General features: G+C 51.6%; 8 protein-coding genes. 4 read left to right on the top strand and 4 right to left on the bottom strand.

Translation table 11 applies throughout. The features are described 5' to 3' along the window. The first annotated feature begins 104 nt into the window (after window positions 1-104). From B5D63_RS27320 to B5D63_RS27305, 4 genes are all read left to right on the top strand, one after another. Window positions 105-1,793, top strand: a complete 1,689-nt coding sequence (locus B5D63_RS27320; RefSeq protein WP_078672042.1) for a helix-hairpin-helix domain-containing protein — start codon at window positions 105-107, stop codon at window positions 1,791-1,793. Further along, window positions 1,790-2,530 (top strand): PrsW family intramembrane metalloprotease, encoded by a 741-nt coding sequence (locus B5D63_RS27315; protein WP_078672041.1) that lies wholly within the window; start codon window positions 1,790-1,792, stop codon window positions 2,528-2,530. Before B5D63_RS27320 ends, B5D63_RS27315 begins: the two co-directional genes overlap by 4 nt. 122 nt (window positions 2,531-2,652) lie before the next feature. Continuing rightward, a complete protein-coding gene (locus B5D63_RS34790) occupies window positions 2,653-3,288 on the top strand; it encodes a DsbA family protein (RefSeq protein WP_143313127.1) in 636 nt (211 codons plus the stop codon). Between the two features lie 10 nt (window positions 3,289-3,298). Continuing rightward, entirely contained in the window at window positions 3,299-3,793 is a 495-nt protein-coding gene (locus tag B5D63_RS27305; protein WP_143313126.1) for a GNAT family N-acetyltransferase, read from the top strand. 280 nt (window positions 3,794-4,073) lie between these two features. On the opposite strand, the gene B5D63_RS27300 is transcribed toward B5D63_RS27305, so the two are convergent. The 4 genes from B5D63_RS27300 to B5D63_RS27285 are packed head-to-tail and all read right to left on the bottom strand — an operon-like array spanning window position 4,074 to window position 17,090. Continuing rightward, the gene (locus tag B5D63_RS27300) at window positions 4,074-6,560 is read right to left on the bottom strand and encodes a Calx-beta domain-containing protein (protein ID WP_078672038.1); all 2,487 of its coding nucleotides are present in this window, start codon (window positions 6,558-6,560) and stop codon (window positions 4,074-4,076) included. 36 nt (window positions 6,561-6,596) lie between these two features. Next, on the bottom strand, window positions 6,597-8,813 hold the full coding sequence (locus tag B5D63_RS27295) for an OmpA family protein (RefSeq protein ID WP_078672037.1): 2,217 nt from the start codon (window positions 8,811-8,813) through the stop codon (window positions 6,597-6,599). 10 nt (window positions 8,814-8,823) lie between these two features. After that, entirely contained in the window at window positions 8,824-9,723 is a 900-nt protein-coding gene (locus B5D63_RS27290; protein WP_159456189.1) for a PorP/SprF family type IX secretion system membrane protein, read from the bottom strand. 50 nt (window positions 9,724-9,773) lie between these two features. Continuing rightward, complete coding sequence (locus tag B5D63_RS27285; RefSeq protein WP_078672035.1) at window positions 9,774-17,090, bottom strand: Calx-beta domain-containing protein; 7,317 nt, start codon at window positions 17,088-17,090, stop codon at window positions 9,774-9,776. Between the last annotated feature and the right edge of the window lie 344 nt (window positions 17,091-17,434).

The following is a 17,434-nucleotide window of genomic DNA, read 5'->3' as shown; positions in this document are numbered from 1 at the left end:
CCCGTCGAATCGTTATAAACACTATTTTTACACTTCCCGTCATCAGCATTACCAGACAATAACTTAGCCCCCGGCTTCACCCCGGGAATTTGTATTTTTACCACATGGACAATAATTCAATCGCCGATAACTTTTCCCTGCTGTCCAAACTAATGGACATCCACGGAGAAAACAGCTTTAAAGCCAAATCCTTCGCCTCCGCAGCCTTTACCATAGACAAACTGCCGGTTCAACTGAAAGATACCCCCCGCGACGAGATATTCCGCATCAAAGGCATCGGGGAATCTACCGGGAAAAGCATCCTCGAAATGCTGGATAATCAAAGTTTTTCCCTGCTCAACAACTATCTCACCATCACCCCTCCCGGTATCCTCGAAATCATGAAGATCAAAGGACTGGGACCAAAAAAAATAGCCACCATCTGGAAAGAACTGGAAATCGAATCCATGGGAGAACTATTATACGCCTGTAACGAAAACCGCCTCCTGCTCCTCAAAGGCTTCGGTGAAAAAACACAGGAAAACGTTCGCCAGAATATCGAATTCTACCTCTCTAACCGCAACCGCTTCCTCTTCGCGGAAGTGGAAACCATTGCAGCCGACCTGCAAAAACAACTGCAGGAGCTGCTGGCACCCGCACCCGTAGCCCTCACCGGCGCCTTCCGCCGCCAGGAAACGATCATCGATGAACTGGAATTCGTCATCGCCACCACACCAGATACCCTGCGCGAACACGTAGCCGCCCTGCCCGGTTTCACCCCCGGCGATGCCAACGGGCCCGACCTGGTATGGAAATACAACGATAAACTGAACGTGGTCACCCACGCCTGCGCAACCGACGATTTCTACAGCACCCTCTTCAACACCACCGGCGCACCCGCCTTCATAGATAAATTTAATGCCGCCGGCGGCGCCTCTCATGTCCACAAAGCACCCTCTGAAGAAGCCATCTTCAGCAGTGCCGGCATGGCCTGCATCCCGCCCTGCCTGCGGGAAGGACAAAACGAGATCGAACTGGCACGGGCTCAACAACTGCCCACCCTCATCACCCGGGCAGACATCAAAGGTATCATCCACTCCCACAGCCAATGGAGCGACGGCCTCGACTCACTGGAGGAAATGGCCACCGCCGCCGCCAGCCAGGGCTTCGAATACCTCGTCATCAGCGACCACTCCCGCTCTGCCTTCTATGCCAACGGCCTGAGCATCGAAAGAGTGATCGCACAACACGAACAAATCGATGAACTGAATAAAAAACTGGCCCCCTTCCGCATCTTCAAAAGCATTGAAGCGGATATCCTCAACGATGGCACACTGGACTATCCCGATGAAATACTGGCCCGGTTCGACCTCGTCATCGCCTCGGTACACTCCAACCTGAAAATGACGGAAGAAAAAGCCATGGCCAGGATACTTAAAGCCATCGAAAATCCATACACCACCATCCTCGGCCATATGACCGGCCGCCTGCTCCTGAGCCGCAACGGATACCCGGTCAATCATAAAGCTGCGATAGATGCCTGTGCTGCCAACAATGTGGTGATTGAACTCAATGCACACCCACGCCGCCTGGACATCGACTGGACCTGGCTGCCTTATGCACTGGAGAAAAACGTGCGTATCTCCATCGATCCGGACGCCCACAGTATCCGGGGCTTCCACGATGTGCATTACGGCACACTGGCCGCCCAAAAAGGCGGTGTCACCAAAGTCAACAATCTGAGCAGCTTCGGTGTTGACATGCTCAATGACTTCCTGCAGGAACGTAAAAAACAAAAAAATATCCTCTCATGATGTTATTGGCGCTGGCCGTAGCCCCGGGACTGGCTATCTGCCTGCTGATGTTTGTGATAGACAAATACGACCCGGAACCGGTTGGCCTCCTGCTGAAAAGCTTTCTCCTCGGTATGCTCTGCGTAGCCCTGCCGCTGGTATTTCAGCTGCTCGCCTCCATGTACGGCTTCCGGGAAACCAACGACAGCCTCTTTGATACCGCCCTCTTTGCCTATGGCATCGTAGGCCTCTCCGAAGAACTCACCAAATTCCTGGTGCTGCGCTTCTATGCCTACCCTAAAAGCGCCTTCAACGAACCGCTGGATGGTATCGTCTACGCCGTCATGATAGGGATGGGCTTCGCCACCCTGGAAAATATCGCCTACGTGGGCCAGTACGGCTTCAGCACCGGCGTGGCCCGCATGTTCCTCTCCGTGCCCGCCCACGCGACCTTCGCCATACTGATGGGGTACTACGTGGGACTGGCCAAATTCATCCCCGCAGAACGGGACATGCTGCTGCTCAAAGGCCTGCTGATAGCGGTGTTTTTCCACGGCTCCTTCGACTTTTTCCTGTTCTCCGGGAATAACATCCTGGCGCTGGGAGCCGCTGTACTAACGCTCATCATCGCCGCCAGGCTATCTTACAGGGCCACCCGGAAAGATCTGATGCTGTCGGAAAAACTGTTCCACCGGCATTTAGACAAAGAGGCCACAGGCCCCTCTCCCCTGAATGGAGATGAAGACGACTTACTATAATTACGATTTACTCCATTAAAGATGAGCACAATTCAATCGGGAGATTAGTATCTTTGTAGCCGCTTGCACTTTTTTCGAACGGCTAACTGCACAGCTAACCGCGAAAAGCTAAATGCCTGTTTATGCGTTTTATATATGTCTATGATCCGCTTTGTGGATGGTGCTACGGGTTCACGCCTGTAGTCATGCAGTTTCAACAGCTGCATAGCGGGACCATGGAATTTGATATCCTCTCCGGCGGCATGATCGTAGGAGACAACCGTCACCCGTTCTCTACGATGACGGCCTATATCCAACGGGAACATACCAATGTGGAAGAGATGACCGGCGTAAAATTCGGCAGCGCTTTTCTTGAAAAACTGCTGCCTTCGGAAGAAATCATGGACTCCGAAAAACCATCGGTGGCCCTCACCGTTTTTAAAACGTATGAGCCCGAAAATGCCATCTCCTTCGCACATGATATGCAACATGCACTCAACTACGACGGACTAAGCCTTAACCTGGACCATACCTACCGGAAACTGGTCAGGAAATATGGCCTGCCGGAAGATGAATTTATTGACCGGCTGCACGACGAACGCCTCCGGTATGAAACCAACCAGGAATTCCAACTCGTGCACAACTGGGGCATCACCGGCTTCCCCGCCGCCATTCTCGACACAGGCAAACAATTATACCTCTGCGCAAGAGGATACACACCACTCGACCGGCTTCAACAAACCGTCGATAATATTATTGAGGAAAGTAACCGTTTATAATACACAAATCATGTATCGCGTAAAATCAACATCAGTAGCCGACATTCCCGTTATACAGGAGTTGACTGAAAGAATCTGGAAACCAACTTACCAACGCATACTCGAACCTGAACAGATCGAGTATATGATCGATATGATGTACAGCACTGCCGCACTCACTGAACAGATCACGGAGTTAAACCACAAGTTCATCATCCTGCAGGACGATAAAAGACCCATCGGCTTCGCTTCCTATAGCACCACCGATACGGAAGGCGTCTATAAACTGCATAAAATCTACCTCGACGCCACCTACCAGGGTAAAGGCGTTGGCCGCTTCCTGCTGGAAACCGTTATCCGCCAGGTGAAAAAACTCGGCGCCACCATCCTCGAACTGGATGTAAACCGCTATAATAAAGCCCGTTATTTCTATGAGAAAATGGGATTCTCTACCTATAAAGAGAAAGACACCGATATCGGCAATGGTTACGTGATGGAAGACTTTGTAATGAGGAAAACGTTATAAAAAAAGAGCCCGGTAAGGACATACCAGGCTATTCCCAAGTTAACCATTAAAAGACACAACTCTTTTATTTTTGAGTTATTTTATTAATTCCTTCTACCATTACCTACGATAAACGGATTATGGTGGATTTATAAATAATAAAAAAAGCAGCATCTTTTATATTTTAATATAAAGGATGCTGCTTTTAAGTTTATTAAAGAAAAAATTCCCGCATAATAACTATGCGGGAATGTAGGTGTTGCCTGAAGCAGCGTATATCGGTTATTGATTCAAGCCAGGATTACTTGGTGGCTGTCAGCACGGATCCTTCATCGCTGTCGTCGTCATGGATCACAGCCAACGCCTTATTCAGCTTCAGCTCAGGAGAGATCTTCAGCACACCGGCATTGTTGGCGGCTGTCACGTCGCGCAGTTTCACGGCTACCACCGCATCGGATTCTTTGATACGGTCGTTTACCACGGCCACCTGGATGTCTGTTTCGCTAAAGGCACAGTCACCCGTAATTTTTACCATGTCGCCGTTCATGATCACGAACTTACGGCCGTAAGCGGCTGCACTCACAGAATCCACGCCAAAGTAGATATTGATATCACTGCCGGTACAGTTGGTCTGTACGGAGCCATCCACCGCTTTCACGAGGATACACTTGAACATGCTTACCGGTGCGGTAGCCGATTCATTGGCGTCTGTCAGCTTAACCAGCGTGATATGTGCTGCCTGGTCCTGGATATACTGGGACGCGGAGATGGAAGTCACATCGCCGTTATACCCCACGATGGCTTCATTTTCCGCTTTGATCTCGCTCAGTACCAATACCACTGTCTCTGCCAGTTCAAAACGGTTGTCGTCTTTCACTTTTACAGACAGGCTCGCGGTGCTGGCGCCATTGTCAATCACAAACGGCGCTTTGATGCTGCTCACAAAGTCAGCACCAGGCAACGCGGTACCGTTACCGAACTTGTAAGTCAGCCTTACAGGCTTGCCAGTGGCGTTGATCAGCGGCGTATTGTCGCGTTTGAACAGCCCCGCAGAGAATACCACATCGGTAGCAGGTTCCGCCCCGTTGGTGCCTCCAATGAATTTTACCATGGCCGGCTGGTCCAAAATGGTCACTTCGCCTTTCGCCTTAGTGAGGTGCAATTCCGACGCATCCATGATCTCTACGTGGAAAGACTCTTTGCCCTCCAGCAGATTATCGCTTTTAACGGGTATCTGGATAGTCTTCGAGATAATAGCACCTGCAGCGAATTCAGAAGGTACAAAGGAGATAGTGCCTTCAGTAATGTCGAAGTCCCCCTGACCAGCGCCGTCTTTATGCGGGATGGTTTTGTAATGCACATTCACCGGGGTACGCACGCCATTGCTTCTAAGGAAGCCGGAGAGCGTAATGGTGAGAGAGGCGTTAGACAAGCCGTTGAGCGGCTCAGAAACGGCAATATCATTCACAGACACACCGTGGCTGATTTTGATGATACGGTTGCCGTCTTCGTCACCACCGCCGGCCGCCAGGATTTCGCCGGAAGGGCTCATCAGCAGGGAGGCAAGAGTGGTTTTGGCATCGTATTTACCCAGTTGTTTGTCGAACATCAGTTCACCGTCAGGCGTCAGTTTAATGAGGCGGTACCCTTCCCTGGTCACCACGCACATCTCATCGTCTTCTGTGAGCAGCAGGTGCTGAAACACCGTACCCATGTTTTTGTTGACTACCTGCGTGCCGTCGGGCAGTAATTTTACGATTTTACCGGTATTCATGCCGATGTTACCACCAGCAGCTACCACTTTACCGTTTTTACCTACTTCCAATGCATACAGGGCTGCGTCCACCTCTTTGTTGAACAGCTCTGTACCGTCAGGACGCAGCTTTACGATGCGGCCCTTATCTTTTTCTTCCGCACAGGCGAAGATCTGGCCCAGATCGTTCACCTTCATGGCGTTGAACTTACCGTCCAAGGTGCTGTATTCCTTGTCGAATACTACCTGGCCTTCGGCGTTCACTTTAGCGATGCGGCTGGCGTTGCCGGTGCCATAAGCACCGCCGCCCATGGCCAGGATGGAACCGTCTTCCAACAGCAGCATTTTTTCAAACACGGCGCCGGGCTTACCAAAAGTCAGGTCAAACTGTTTTTCACCCTTACCGTCTACTTTTACCATAAAGGCTTTACCCTGACCGTCTCCCACGTCTCCGCCAACAGCTACAATATTCTCGTCTTCGTCGATTAATACGTTAGTAAATACGTTGTGTGCCCCAAAACCTTTGTCAAACTCGATCTTGCCATCGGGTGTCATTTTGGTGATGCGGGCCTGTGCCGGCTTGCTGCCATCTACGCCTACGGTGATGTAGTTACCGTGACGGTCGGCAATGATCTTCGTGAAATAACCACCCTGACCGTTGCCGATGCTTTTGTCAAACACCACTTCTCCCGTGGCGCTCAGTTTGGTAATACGGGCATTACCATAGGCAATAGTGCCGCCGCCTACTGCCACCAACTCATTTTTAGGCAGCAGTAACAAGTCCTGGTAAGCTACCAGCCCGCCTTTGTTTAAACGGGTATTGTAAATAGGATTTCCCGTGGAGGATAATTTGGTGATACATCCGTTATCCAATCCACCGCCGATAGCAACAATAGCATTGTTCTCCGCAATGGCCAGTTTACGGTACTGGTTCTTGGGAGCGCCCATGCTTTTGTTGAACACAACTGGCATTTCCTGGGCAAAGGCCTGTGAGCCCATTCCCAGCAACAGCATTAGTGATGCAACTTTGTTCATTTTGTTAGTTTGATATACGCAATAAAAAAAATCAGTTTACTGTATGGTGATCTCACACCGCCTGTTCACTCCCTGCTGCAGGATAAATTTCTCCCGGTCAGCATCCATGGTATACTGGCTGGCTACCAGCACCGGCCGGGTAGACCCGAAGTAGTTGATACGAATGCGCGCAGCTTCCACCCCCCTGCTGAGCAGGCACTCCTGGATATACACCGCCCGGTTTTTGGACAGGGCGAGGTTGTATTTCTCCGTACCGATAATGTCTGCGTGGCCGTTAACGATGATCATCCGCTGCGGTTGGGCTTTCCAGATATAAAAGATAGAATCCAGCTTACGCCATTCCTTGTCCTGTGGGATATAGGAATTGAGATCGAAATAAACGGCGCCCGGTACTTTCCATCCGGAGACGGGTATACGAAACGCGCTGTCTGCAGCCAACGTATAGGCGCTCACGTGAATAACCGTACTGTCTGCCGTCATGTTCTTTTTTACGGGAGATGCGGGAGCCCCCTTTGCAGTAGCTGCCCCCTGCCGGTTGAGCTGCTGTGGCTGACCGCCAACGGTCCGCTGCCCATAGTCGGGCACGATAGCAGCCGGGGCTGCTGCAGTGACAGGCGCAGCGGCGGGCGCCGGATGGGCCAGGTTCTGCCAGGGTATCATCTCCGGAGAACTGTCCACCACCTCATCTGTATAATCTTTTACCTCACGGGCAGTCGTAGTAACGGGAACGGCTGTATGTACCACGGCAGGCGCAGCAGGCTTGTCTTCCGCTTTTACAACGGGAGCCAGGTTATCATAGGTTTTATCCCCTACTAAAGTCAGCTGTTGACGGTTGTCCGTCTGCATCATGGTATAAGGCACTTTGTCTTCGTCGTTTACCGGCTTGCCGGGATAAGGCAGTCCCAGTTGTTTCAAAGGATTCTTCTTCAGGTTCAGCACATAGATATGATCATTATCATGCACCCCGGAACGGTCCGATGTAAAATATAATAATGATTTGGATTCGTCCAGCACCGCATTCAGATCGTCAAACTGCGAATTGACCGGATAGGGCAGATGTACAGGGCCTTCATCGGGTTTCTTCAGATCGATCATGAATATGTCCAGCCCGCCGAAACCCCGTAAACCGTTCGATGCGAAAAACAGTTTGTCTCCCACAATAAACGGATACAGTTCATTGCCGTTGGTATTTACCTTCGGGCCCATGTTCACCGGCGTTTTCCAGCGTTTTTCCGCTTTGTCCCAGTCAGCATAGTAGATATCCGTACCACCCTGACCGCCAGACATATCGGACGCAAAGTACAAACGTTTACCATTCGAAGCAACTGAAGGATGCAGGAAAGACCAGGAATCTGAAGATTTTCCCAGCTTCAACGGCACCGGTTTGCTCCAGGCATCGTGATTTTCCTGGTAGGTGGAGGTCAGCAGCTGCGTGCCGTTGTTATAATTGATATAGGAGTTTTTATCGTTTTTAACGTCGGTAAAGCGGTTGGAGGTATAGATCACCTTCTGCCCCTTATCGTAAAAAGAGGCCGGCCCTACCTGTAAAATGCCTTTCAGGCTGTTGTTGAACGGCTCAATACCATCTTCCGAGATCATATACAACCTGGAGTTCGTGTAAAATGACTGTGCTTCGTTCTTCTTAAAATCATTGGAAAGAAAAACGATGTTGTCTTTATACAGGGCCAGTCCGTACTGATAGCCGGGCAAACTGAGCCGGAGGCTGTCGGCTTTTACGTTCCGGAGAGAATCCCGGTTAAAGAAGGTATAATAATTCACCAGTGATTCCTGGAGATTGGTGAAGCGGGCATTGTTTTTATAATTGTTGGCGTACACTTCACTGATCTGCCGGGCCTTTTCCACTCTGCCTGTGCGTTTCAGCAGGTCAATATAAGTGGTCACGTCCGTCACCAGCACGTCATCGCTGGGTTTATACAGCAACTCATCGTACAGGCTGACTGTTTTTTCAAACTGCCGCGTCTCAAAATAAATGCGGGCCAGCTGGAACTTCGCCTGTCGCCGCGCATTTTCATTATTGGTGTTATTAATGACATCATTGCAAAGCGATATCGCCCGCTCATATTCCTGTCTTTTAAACAACCGTTCCGCTCTCCTTGCTTTAGACATGCCCATACTACCGGAAGTATGGTCTTTCACAAAAGAGCAGGAACCAGTCATGATCAGCACACCCAGGAAAAACACCAGGTGGCCAACATGGTAATTTCGCATTCGTTCCGTGAATCGGGTTTTCATAACATTTTTTTTAAAAGTACCGCGGGGCCACCACTTTCCATTTGGACCAGGAAAAACGATAATTGATCATTACTTCGTGGGAAACTGTTTGCGCGCCTTTCAGGTTAGACTGCATCGGGGTATCGTAAGAATAGCCCAGTTGCAGGTTTTTGTTCAGCTGCACTTGTACAAGACCGGTCATCGTTTTTTCGGAACGCCAGGATGCGCCCAGCCATACCAGATTTTTTAAGAGAATATTCGCATTGAGATCATACTGCACGCCTGTGCCTTTAACGATCCGCAGCAGCACATTGGGTTTGAGTTTTACGTTGTCATTAATGGTCAGAAGGTATCCGGATTGAATAAAGTAATGTGATTGTACCACCACCTTGTTGACACTGTTGCCCAGGTCAAAACTCTTAAAAGTGGGGGAAGAAACGCCTACAAAAAAGTGATCGGTAAAGAGCATGAAACCAAAGCCCACATCTGTTTTCCAGTAGCTCTGGTTCTGCGCGAACACCGGGTCGGAGGTAGACAGGGAGCTGTTATCCTCCCGGAACTGCGACATACCGGCTTTCAGGCCCATGGCGAGGTACAGCTTTTCGTTCAGCTTTACCCGTTGGGACACGTTGAAGTGCACGCCTGTCTGGGAGTTCACCGTTATTTTTTCATTCATCAGCGACACACCAAGGCTGGTATTGGTAGCTTTCAGTGGTGTATAAAAAGAAGCAGTAGCTGTTTTAGGCGCTCCGTCTACGCCCACCCACTGGTTACGGCCTACGGCTGTCAGGCTGGAAGACTCGTCCATGGAAGGGTATGCCGGGTTGATGATCATCCCGTTAAACATATACTGGGAGTAGATCGGCTGTTGCTGCGCCCACCCTTTCAGGCAGCAGCAACAGCATAGTACAGCAATCCCTAAAGCTTTCATAAATCGCTTGTTCATAGGTATCAGCTTGAATATTTTTACCAATAATGATCTCAACGTTTGATGACAATAAATCCGGTATACCGTTCTACCCTGCCATCCACCCAGATCTGTATCTGGTAGAAGTAGGAGCCGTCCGGCACGTCGGCGCCTGACTGGCCGCCGGCATTGGCCTTGCCTTTGAAACTGTTGGATTTATTATCGTAATTACTTGTCTTGTACACGGTACCGCCCCAACGGTTAAACACCACTACCTCGTTTTTCGGGAACTTCTCGATGTTCTGGATGTACATGAGGTCATTACCCTGTCCGTCATTGTTCGGGGAGATCGCCGGATGTACTTTGATCTTGCCGTCCTTACCGTCGAGGTAATCGATCTTGCGGTTATTGTCGAGATGGAAGCGGCTCACGGAATCGGGCACACCGTCACCATCGGAGTCCAGGTCGAGGAAGTTCGGGATACCGTCTCCATCAGTGTCATCGTCAAACGGGTCGCCGTTGCCGTTGATGTCTTCCTGCTCGTCGGTCAGGCCGTCGCCGTCGGTGTCGCAGGTTTTGCACATCGGGTCGTCGTTGAGGATCACACCGGTAGCTTTGGCAGGATCGCCCAGTACCGGCGTATTCTGGCCGGAAGGCACGGTGATGGTCTGCAGCTTCACGATGAAGGTCTCGTTTTGTTCAAAAGCCTCGTCCCCAATGATATTCACCACTACTTCACCACCGGGCTGGAAGGCAGGTATTTTCGCCTGTTTGACCGTATTGTCGAAATCCGTTCCGGGCGTAGCTTTAAAGCCCAGGTAAGGGAAACTTACCCCATCTGTTGATTCTTCAAAGTCATAGTTGAGGGTAATATCTCTTGAGCTTTTCCGGTTCATCTTCACCACAAATCTCAGGGGGGTATTTTCGCCTTTATTACCTTCTTTTACGCTGAACTTCTCAGCAGCAAAAGCCAGCGTCAGCGGGTCGTTGTCATGAATGGCCGTTTGTGCGGAAACGTTAGCCCCCGCTTTGTAGATCGGGGTACCGCTGCCACTCACATGCGGCAGGATGGTCGCTTTCAGGAAACCGTCATCATCATTGGTATCATTGTCTACCGCGGTAAGGCTAAAGTCCTGCGCCGTACGGAGTGCCGGTAATACCACCGTGATGGTATTGCCATTCACAGTGGCGCCGGCCGCTGTGAAACTGCGTGCAGCATCCTGGTCTACCCGGAAGCGGATCGGCAGGTCACGCGCAGCGGTATTCACCGCACGGATGCTGAATTTCACTGGTTTACCTTCATCTACCGGCAAACCATCGTTGATGATGTCCACCAACAGGGTATCGTTATCGTGGATCAGCACGTCGGCCTGCGCTTTGGCAGATAATGGCCAGGTAACGCCCGGAATGTCGCCGGCAACGGTTTTCAGCTGCACCTGCACATTTTCATCCCCTTCCACAATGGTATTGTCAATCGGATCTACTTTAATATCAGCATAGTTCTTACCGGCAGGGATCACCGTGGTGCCGCTGAGTTTACGGTAACGGGTATCCGCCACAGCATTGCCGCTCACCTGATAAGTCACGGTCACATCTTTCACGGCCGACAGCCTGGCATCGGTGAAGTGTACCCTGAAAGCGCCGGGCGTACTGGGTTCGGACGCATCAGCGGTCTTTTCCACCATCATCTGACGGGCGGTGGCTTTGGCGCCGGTAGCGTAACTTTCATCGTCAAACACCGTCATGCGTACAGTATCCTTATCGTTCACATCGAAACCGATGTTTTTATTGAACCGCTTCATCTGCGCCAGCATCAGCGCTACCTTCACTACTTCGTCGCCTTCAATCACCAGGTTATCGATCACATTCACGGGAACGGATACACTGTTCTGACCTGGTGCAATAGTGGCGGATGTCTGTATCGGCGCTATGTTGGTAGTACCGGCTATGCTGCTCACATAAAACACCACTTTTACTTCGGCAGCGGCGGTGCTGGTACCCGGCAACTTAATCAGGTAAGCGCCGTGGGTGGCCGGTTCGGCCGCATCGTTCTTCTTCTGCAGGTGTACGCTCATATCGCCGGTTTCCGGTATCAGTAAAGATGACGGCTGCAGCAGGGTATATCCTGTGGTTACCAGTTGTGCAGTCAGCTGCAGGGTCTCATCTCCTTCCAGCACATTATCATTGATCATCTGCAACGTGTATACTTTATTGTTAGTCAGCGCCGGCAGCGTCACGGAAGACGGCACACCGCTGTAGTCTGCGGCATCCGCAGTGGAAGCTGCATCCCTGCCGATGTTGATGGTAATGTCTTCATCGGAAGAGATCAGGCTGTTCACAAATCCGACCCTTAGGGCGGAAGTGCTGCCCTCATGCAGGATGGCGGAATCTATCTTCACCTGCACTTTCAGATTGTTGGGATCAAGACGGGTAGCGTCTTTGATGAGCAGGTCGAGGGTATCGCCCTTCATGCCTGCTATATTTTTCGGTGTGGCTACCAGCTGTAACAGCTCGTCTTTTTCGAGGATGTTATCGTTTTCCGCGTGTACGGAGAAGCTGACATCCGGTTGCAGCGCCGGGATCGTCACCTGTGGCGGCAATCCGCTGTAGTCGGACGGTTTGGCTTTTGTAGCGCTGCCGGCGGACAGTGTCACCGTGATCGGTTTGCTGGAAGTAACGCCAGGCGCCAGGGATACTTTGGCCGCATAGGTGTCTCCTTCTTTTACAGCAGTGCCGGTCGTTACCGGGATAATATGGATATAACCGGTCGCCGGATCGTCATGTGTCCTGTCGAGGATTATCACAGTATCTCCTTTCACCGACATATTCACATCGCCGGTGGTGCCTGTGAGCACTACGGTTTCATCATCTTCCAGCACCAGGTCTTTCACAGCTTCCAGCAGCACAGGATGAGTAGCGCCGGTACCCAGTTTCGGGATAGTGATCGTAAGCGGGAAAGGCAGCGGTTTATAGTCGATAGCATCGGCGGTAGACGCCGCATCTTTATGGATGGTGACAACGATGGGCTTACCTGCCTGCCAGCCGTTGGGCAGCTGTACCCCGATAACGGCGCCGGGGCCGCCTTCATTGATAGCGGCCTGCGAGCGGGTAATCTTCACGGGCGCTGTCAGCGGATATTGCGCATCTTCGATGTTTACGTCAAAAACATTGGTGGTATAGCTGCTGATCGCATCGGTGGCAGTAGTACTGATCACCAGTTTCTCAGGTCCTTCCACAAGGTTATCTGCTGCTATCTTCAGCGCAATCGTAGTATCGTTGGCGTTATTAAAGGAAAAAGCGGTGTTCATGGTATAGTCTGCACCGGCTTCCGCATCGCCGCTGGTTTGTGTGAGCGTTAGACTGATGGGTACTTCAGTCGTAATGCCCGCAGGCAGTGCGATACGCACGTGACCGTTATCTCCTTCTTTCGCGTTTAATGTTTTATAGGGTGTGAGTGTCAGCGCCCTGTTGGCGGAAACCGTGCGTGTCAGGTCCTGGATTTTCAGATCGAGGTTGTTCACGGTATAACCGGCCAGTGTGGCGTTGAGTTTGAGTGATTCGTCTTTTTCCAGCACCTGGTCGGTATTGGTCTGAATCACCTCGAAAGTGTGTGTTTTATCTGTTTTCTCCAGTTCCAGCAGGGTGTTGATAACGGCGTAGTCATTTTTGGCGAGACTGGCCTCTGAAGCGGCATCTACAGTCAGCTGCACAGCAACTTTTTTGGCGGAGGTGTACAGCCGCGCTACGGTCACGCTCAGCTTCTCCCCTTCCGGTATCAGCGTTTTGCTGGCGGTGAGGGTGATTTTACGGGCATCCGGTTTATTGATGGTATTGTCTGCAATGTGAATGGTCGTGCTGGTAACAGGCAATGCGGCGTTAGCCGGGTTACCGTCAATGATCAGGTCGGCGTCATCGTCCAGCACATCGTTGTCAGTGGCGAGGACCTGCATGGAGGCGGTACCGGTGGACTGGATGACCAGCTGCTTGTTGAGTATAGTGGTATGGCGGTCGTCAGCGGCGGTGGAGCTGCTGTTCTTCACCAGCTGTACCGTCAGCGGAATGGCTGATTTCCAGCCGTTCGGCAGGGTGGCCGTCAGCGTGGCGCCTGCCGGGTCGTTCTCGCGTATGGTGGCGGGCGTACTGCTGAGCACAATCGGGTTGGTTGCCAGCAGCGGATATTCCCGGTCGTTGATCGTAAAGGCCAGCGTAGCCGGGGTCATGCTGTAGGTGGTGCTATAGGCATCGGTGATGGCCGGTGTGATGGTCAGGTTTTCCTGGTTTTCCACCAGGTCGTCTTTTAATATGCTCAGCGTGGCGACAGGCGCCGGTATAGCGGCGGTGATCTGCAGTGGCCCGGTCAACGTATAGTCGTTGGTGGCAGCGGTACCAGTGACAGCGCTGAAGTCTATATTGATGGGTATTTGCGTAGTAACGCCGGCAGGTAGTGTAGCCGTAATAGTGGTCGTATTATTTTCGGCAATGGTGGTCTGCGGAACGTTGAAAGTCACTTTCGTGTTGGCCGCATTTCTTCTGGTGGCATCATTGATGGTGACGGTCGTTCCGTTCACCGTATAGGCGCCGGCGGTGCCTTTGATCACCAGGGCTTCGTCTTTCTCGATCACCATGTCGGGAGCGGCTGTCAACACGTTGGCCGGCGTGGTATAGGTGCCGGTGGTATTGGCCGGCAGTTCAATTTCGTTGACAAGCGTATAGTCTGTTGTGCCGGCTTCGGTACCTGTCGGGTTGGCAGCCAGGGCGATCCTGATATTTTTGGCGAAGCTGTAACCACTGGTAAGGCTGATGGTAAACGGCGTTGCCTGTCCTTCCGTTAGCGGCGTAGTGACTGGCGCGATGGCGATGGATACAGCAGCAGCATCTGTCTTATCGTGGATATTGAGTGTTACGTCTGCACCGGTATTGATACCTGTCAGCGGTACGCTGGCAGCCGTGGCGGCGTGGATCACCAGCACACGATCATCTTCCAGCACGAGGTTGGCTGCCGCGGAAATAACATCCGGCACAGAAGCCTTTGCTCCGGCGGGAATCACCATGGAAGCTGGTAAACCGCTATAGGAGCCTGTCTGCGCGGTGGTACCGGCAGCGGTGGAGATATCGAAGGTCAGTGCCACGTCGGTGGCAACGATACCGGCAGGTAGTTCTATCCAGCAGTTGGCGCCGGGGCCGCCTTCGTTGATGTCGTTAGTGGACAGATGGAGTGTAGCCGGCGCCGTGAGGGGCAGCTGTGCATCTTTAATAGTGATGGTGGCTGGAGCCAGCTTAAAGGCGGTGGCGCTGCCGTCGGTGATAGCGGCGGTGAGGGTAATGGTTTCATCCCCTTCGATGCGGCCGTCGTCTGTCAGTTTGAGTGTACCGCTGATGGGGGTGCTGCCGTTAATAACAGTGGCCGGCAGGGTCAGCGTGTAGTCTGTATTTTCTGTGGCGGTGCCTCCTTTCGTCAGGGTAACGGTGATGGGTATATCCGTAGATACGCCCGCCGGCAGGCTGATGTTGAAGGTACCGTTATAACTCTCTTTAAAGGTGAGCGCAGGATAGGAAACATCCGGGTCTGCGGGGGTAACGGTAACGCCTAAAGTAATATTGGCGTCGTGGTTGCGGGTATCGTCGGTAATGGTGATCACCGGGCCGGCGGCTGTTTTAGCCTGACCGAGCACGTTGGCGTCTCCCTGTATTTTAAAGGTTTCGCTGGCTTCGAGGACAAGGTCCGTTTTAGCGGTGACCACAATGTTTGCGCTACCGGTACCGTTGGTGATCTTCACTTTTTTATCCATGGTGAAGTCCACGTCTGCCAGGGCGGTGTTGCCGCTGAGGACGGACAGGTCCACATAGGTATCTTCTGTCACCGTGGTGCTGCCGGGCAGGGAAATAGTGCCGGTGATCTGGCTGCCTTCGTTGACGGTTGTCTGCGGGAAGTTGATCGTCAGCGTGCGGTCTTCATCATCGACGATGGTATAGGTCGCCTGTTTGGTAGCGCCCAGTTGTACCAGTGCGTTACAGTTGATATCCTGTAGTTCGAGGGTCAGCTTACGGCTGTATTCCAGTCTGTCGTTCCCTTGGATGGTCACGTTGGTCACCGGTACGGTAGTAGCAGTGGTGTAGTTACCGGCCGGAATAATAAAGCCCATTTCGTAAGTGAAGTCCTGGTTTTCCAGGGCGGGATGCGGTTCTCCGGCATTGGCTACTACTTTCATTTCGGCGTATACCGGCATTTTGAGGATGCCGCCGCTCACTTTCAGCAGGAGGCTTTGCGGTGCGTGGTTATTGCCGGTGTTACCTTCGTTATCGCTGGCATCGCCGGCAAATTCTACAGTCACGGGCGTGCTGCCGTCGCTGGTTTGCCCTCCGATAGCGGTATGGATAGCATCATAGTCAGGATAGGTGGTAACGGGCGGTGTGTTGTCCAGGTCGCCATAACCTACCGCAATGCGGGTCCCCAGCGTTTTACCCGCCAGTTTGTTATTCAGGGCTGATTGCACTAGTAGCATACGGTCATACCCCACACTGATGCCCGTGCCGGTGTTGGAGGGGTAGGGAAAGAGCGTCAGGTTGGAAGATGACTGGTATTTGCCTGGCGCCTTGATATCGTCTGACAGAAAGTAACTGGCAAAGGAGGAGTTAGCGATAAAGGCATGGGTATAGGGTTGCGGCACGCCGCAGTTGATGCTGGCCGCCGTTCCGTGGTAAGCGCCCATGTAAGCCGTTCCGCCCGGCTGTTTAAAGCCGAGGGCGCAATAACCTGCAATGCCCGCCTGATAATCGTTACCGCCGCTATAGGCATAGTTGGGGTCTTGCTGCATGGCCAGGTGTTCTTCCTGGTAAAGCATTACGTTGTACCCGATATTGGCGCCGTTGAAGGAGTAATCGACGGTAAAGTATTTATTCGGCGTTATATAAGTGTAGGCGCGGGTGATATACACAGGTGATTCGAAGTCTGACCCGCCCGCCGGTTTTTTATCATACACCTTGTTAAAGACGAAGATCCTGTAGGGAGAAGTGGCGCTGCCGTTACCGATGACCGGGGATATATAACAGACGTTGGTGTCCAGGCTCTGCAGGGCAGTCATGGGGGTGGTACTGTGTTTCACCCGGATATAGTCGCCGTACCCTTTTTCACCGTTGGCCGCATAAGATTCTGTTTTACCATTCCGGAACACCTGTATCCTGCCTTTGGCGTCCATTTCCAGCCGGAGGCCGTCGCTGGCGGAGTTCCCCCCGGTGGCGTTGATCACGCGGATGGCCGGCAACGGAGCCTGTGCCTGTATGCCGGTATAGCTCAACAGGAACAGGAGCAGTATTACGCAACGCCGAAGCATGGTTTTGCCTTCCGGCAATAGATGCAGCTTCTTTTTCATAGGATGGGACAGGACTAACATATGCGTGTGTAAATTTCTATTTATACATATAAGATTTTATTCAAAAAATGTAAAAAACAGTCCTTTGTAAAACCCTATATGCCTCGTAATTGGCTCTCCCGGCAAACCTTTAACCTAAATACTTCATAAGCTGAAGCTGAAAAACCTTCTGTTGCCGGCAATTATTGTTATCAATACCCCGGGGATGGGGAGAAAATAAGACACACAAATTGCGCTTACAATGATGTTTAATAATTGCTCATACTCTTCTAACTGTTCTTTACCACTAAACAATTAAATATTAAATCATATATTTTAATTCACAAACTTATAACATAATTTATATTAAATCAAATTAAATTTGA

The organism is Chitinophaga eiseniae (genome assembly GCF_900167135.1).
Classification (GTDB): Bacteria; Bacteroidota; Bacteroidia; order Chitinophagales; family Chitinophagaceae; genus Chitinophaga; species Chitinophaga eiseniae.
This window is presented reverse-complemented; position numbering and strand designations above follow the sequence as displayed.

What these genes read in the sequence shown, in the direction of transcription:
- B5D63_RS27320 (WP_078672042.1), top strand. Translation starts at nt 105, where the DNA reads ATGGACAATAATTCAATCGCCGATAACTTTTCCCTGCTGTCCAAACTA.
- B5D63_RS27315 (WP_078672041.1), top strand. Translation starts at nt 1,790, where the DNA reads ATGATGTTATTGGCGCTGGCCGTAGCCCCGGGACTGGCTATCTGCCTG.
- B5D63_RS34790 (WP_143313127.1), top strand. Translation starts at nt 2,653, where the DNA reads ATGCGTTTTATATATGTCTATGATCCGCTTTGTGGATGGTGCTACGGG.
- B5D63_RS27305 (WP_143313126.1), top strand. Translation starts at nt 3,299, where the DNA reads ATGTATCGCGTAAAATCAACATCAGTAGCCGACATTCCCGTTATACAG.
- B5D63_RS27300 (WP_078672038.1), bottom strand. Translation starts at nt 6,560, where the DNA reads ATGAACAAAGTTGCATCACTAATGCTGTTGCTGGGAATGGGCTCACAG.
- B5D63_RS27295 (WP_078672037.1), bottom strand. Translation starts at nt 8,813, where the DNA reads ATGAAAACCCGATTCACGGAACGAATGCGAAATTACCATGTTGGCCAC.
- B5D63_RS27290 (WP_159456189.1), bottom strand. Translation starts at nt 9,723, where the DNA reads ATGAAAGCTTTAGGGATTGCTGTACTATGCTGTTGCTGCTGCCTGAAA.
- B5D63_RS27285 (WP_078672035.1), bottom strand. Translation starts at nt 17,090, where the DNA reads ATGTTAGTCCTGTCCCATCCTATGAAAAAGAAGCTGCATCTATTGCCG.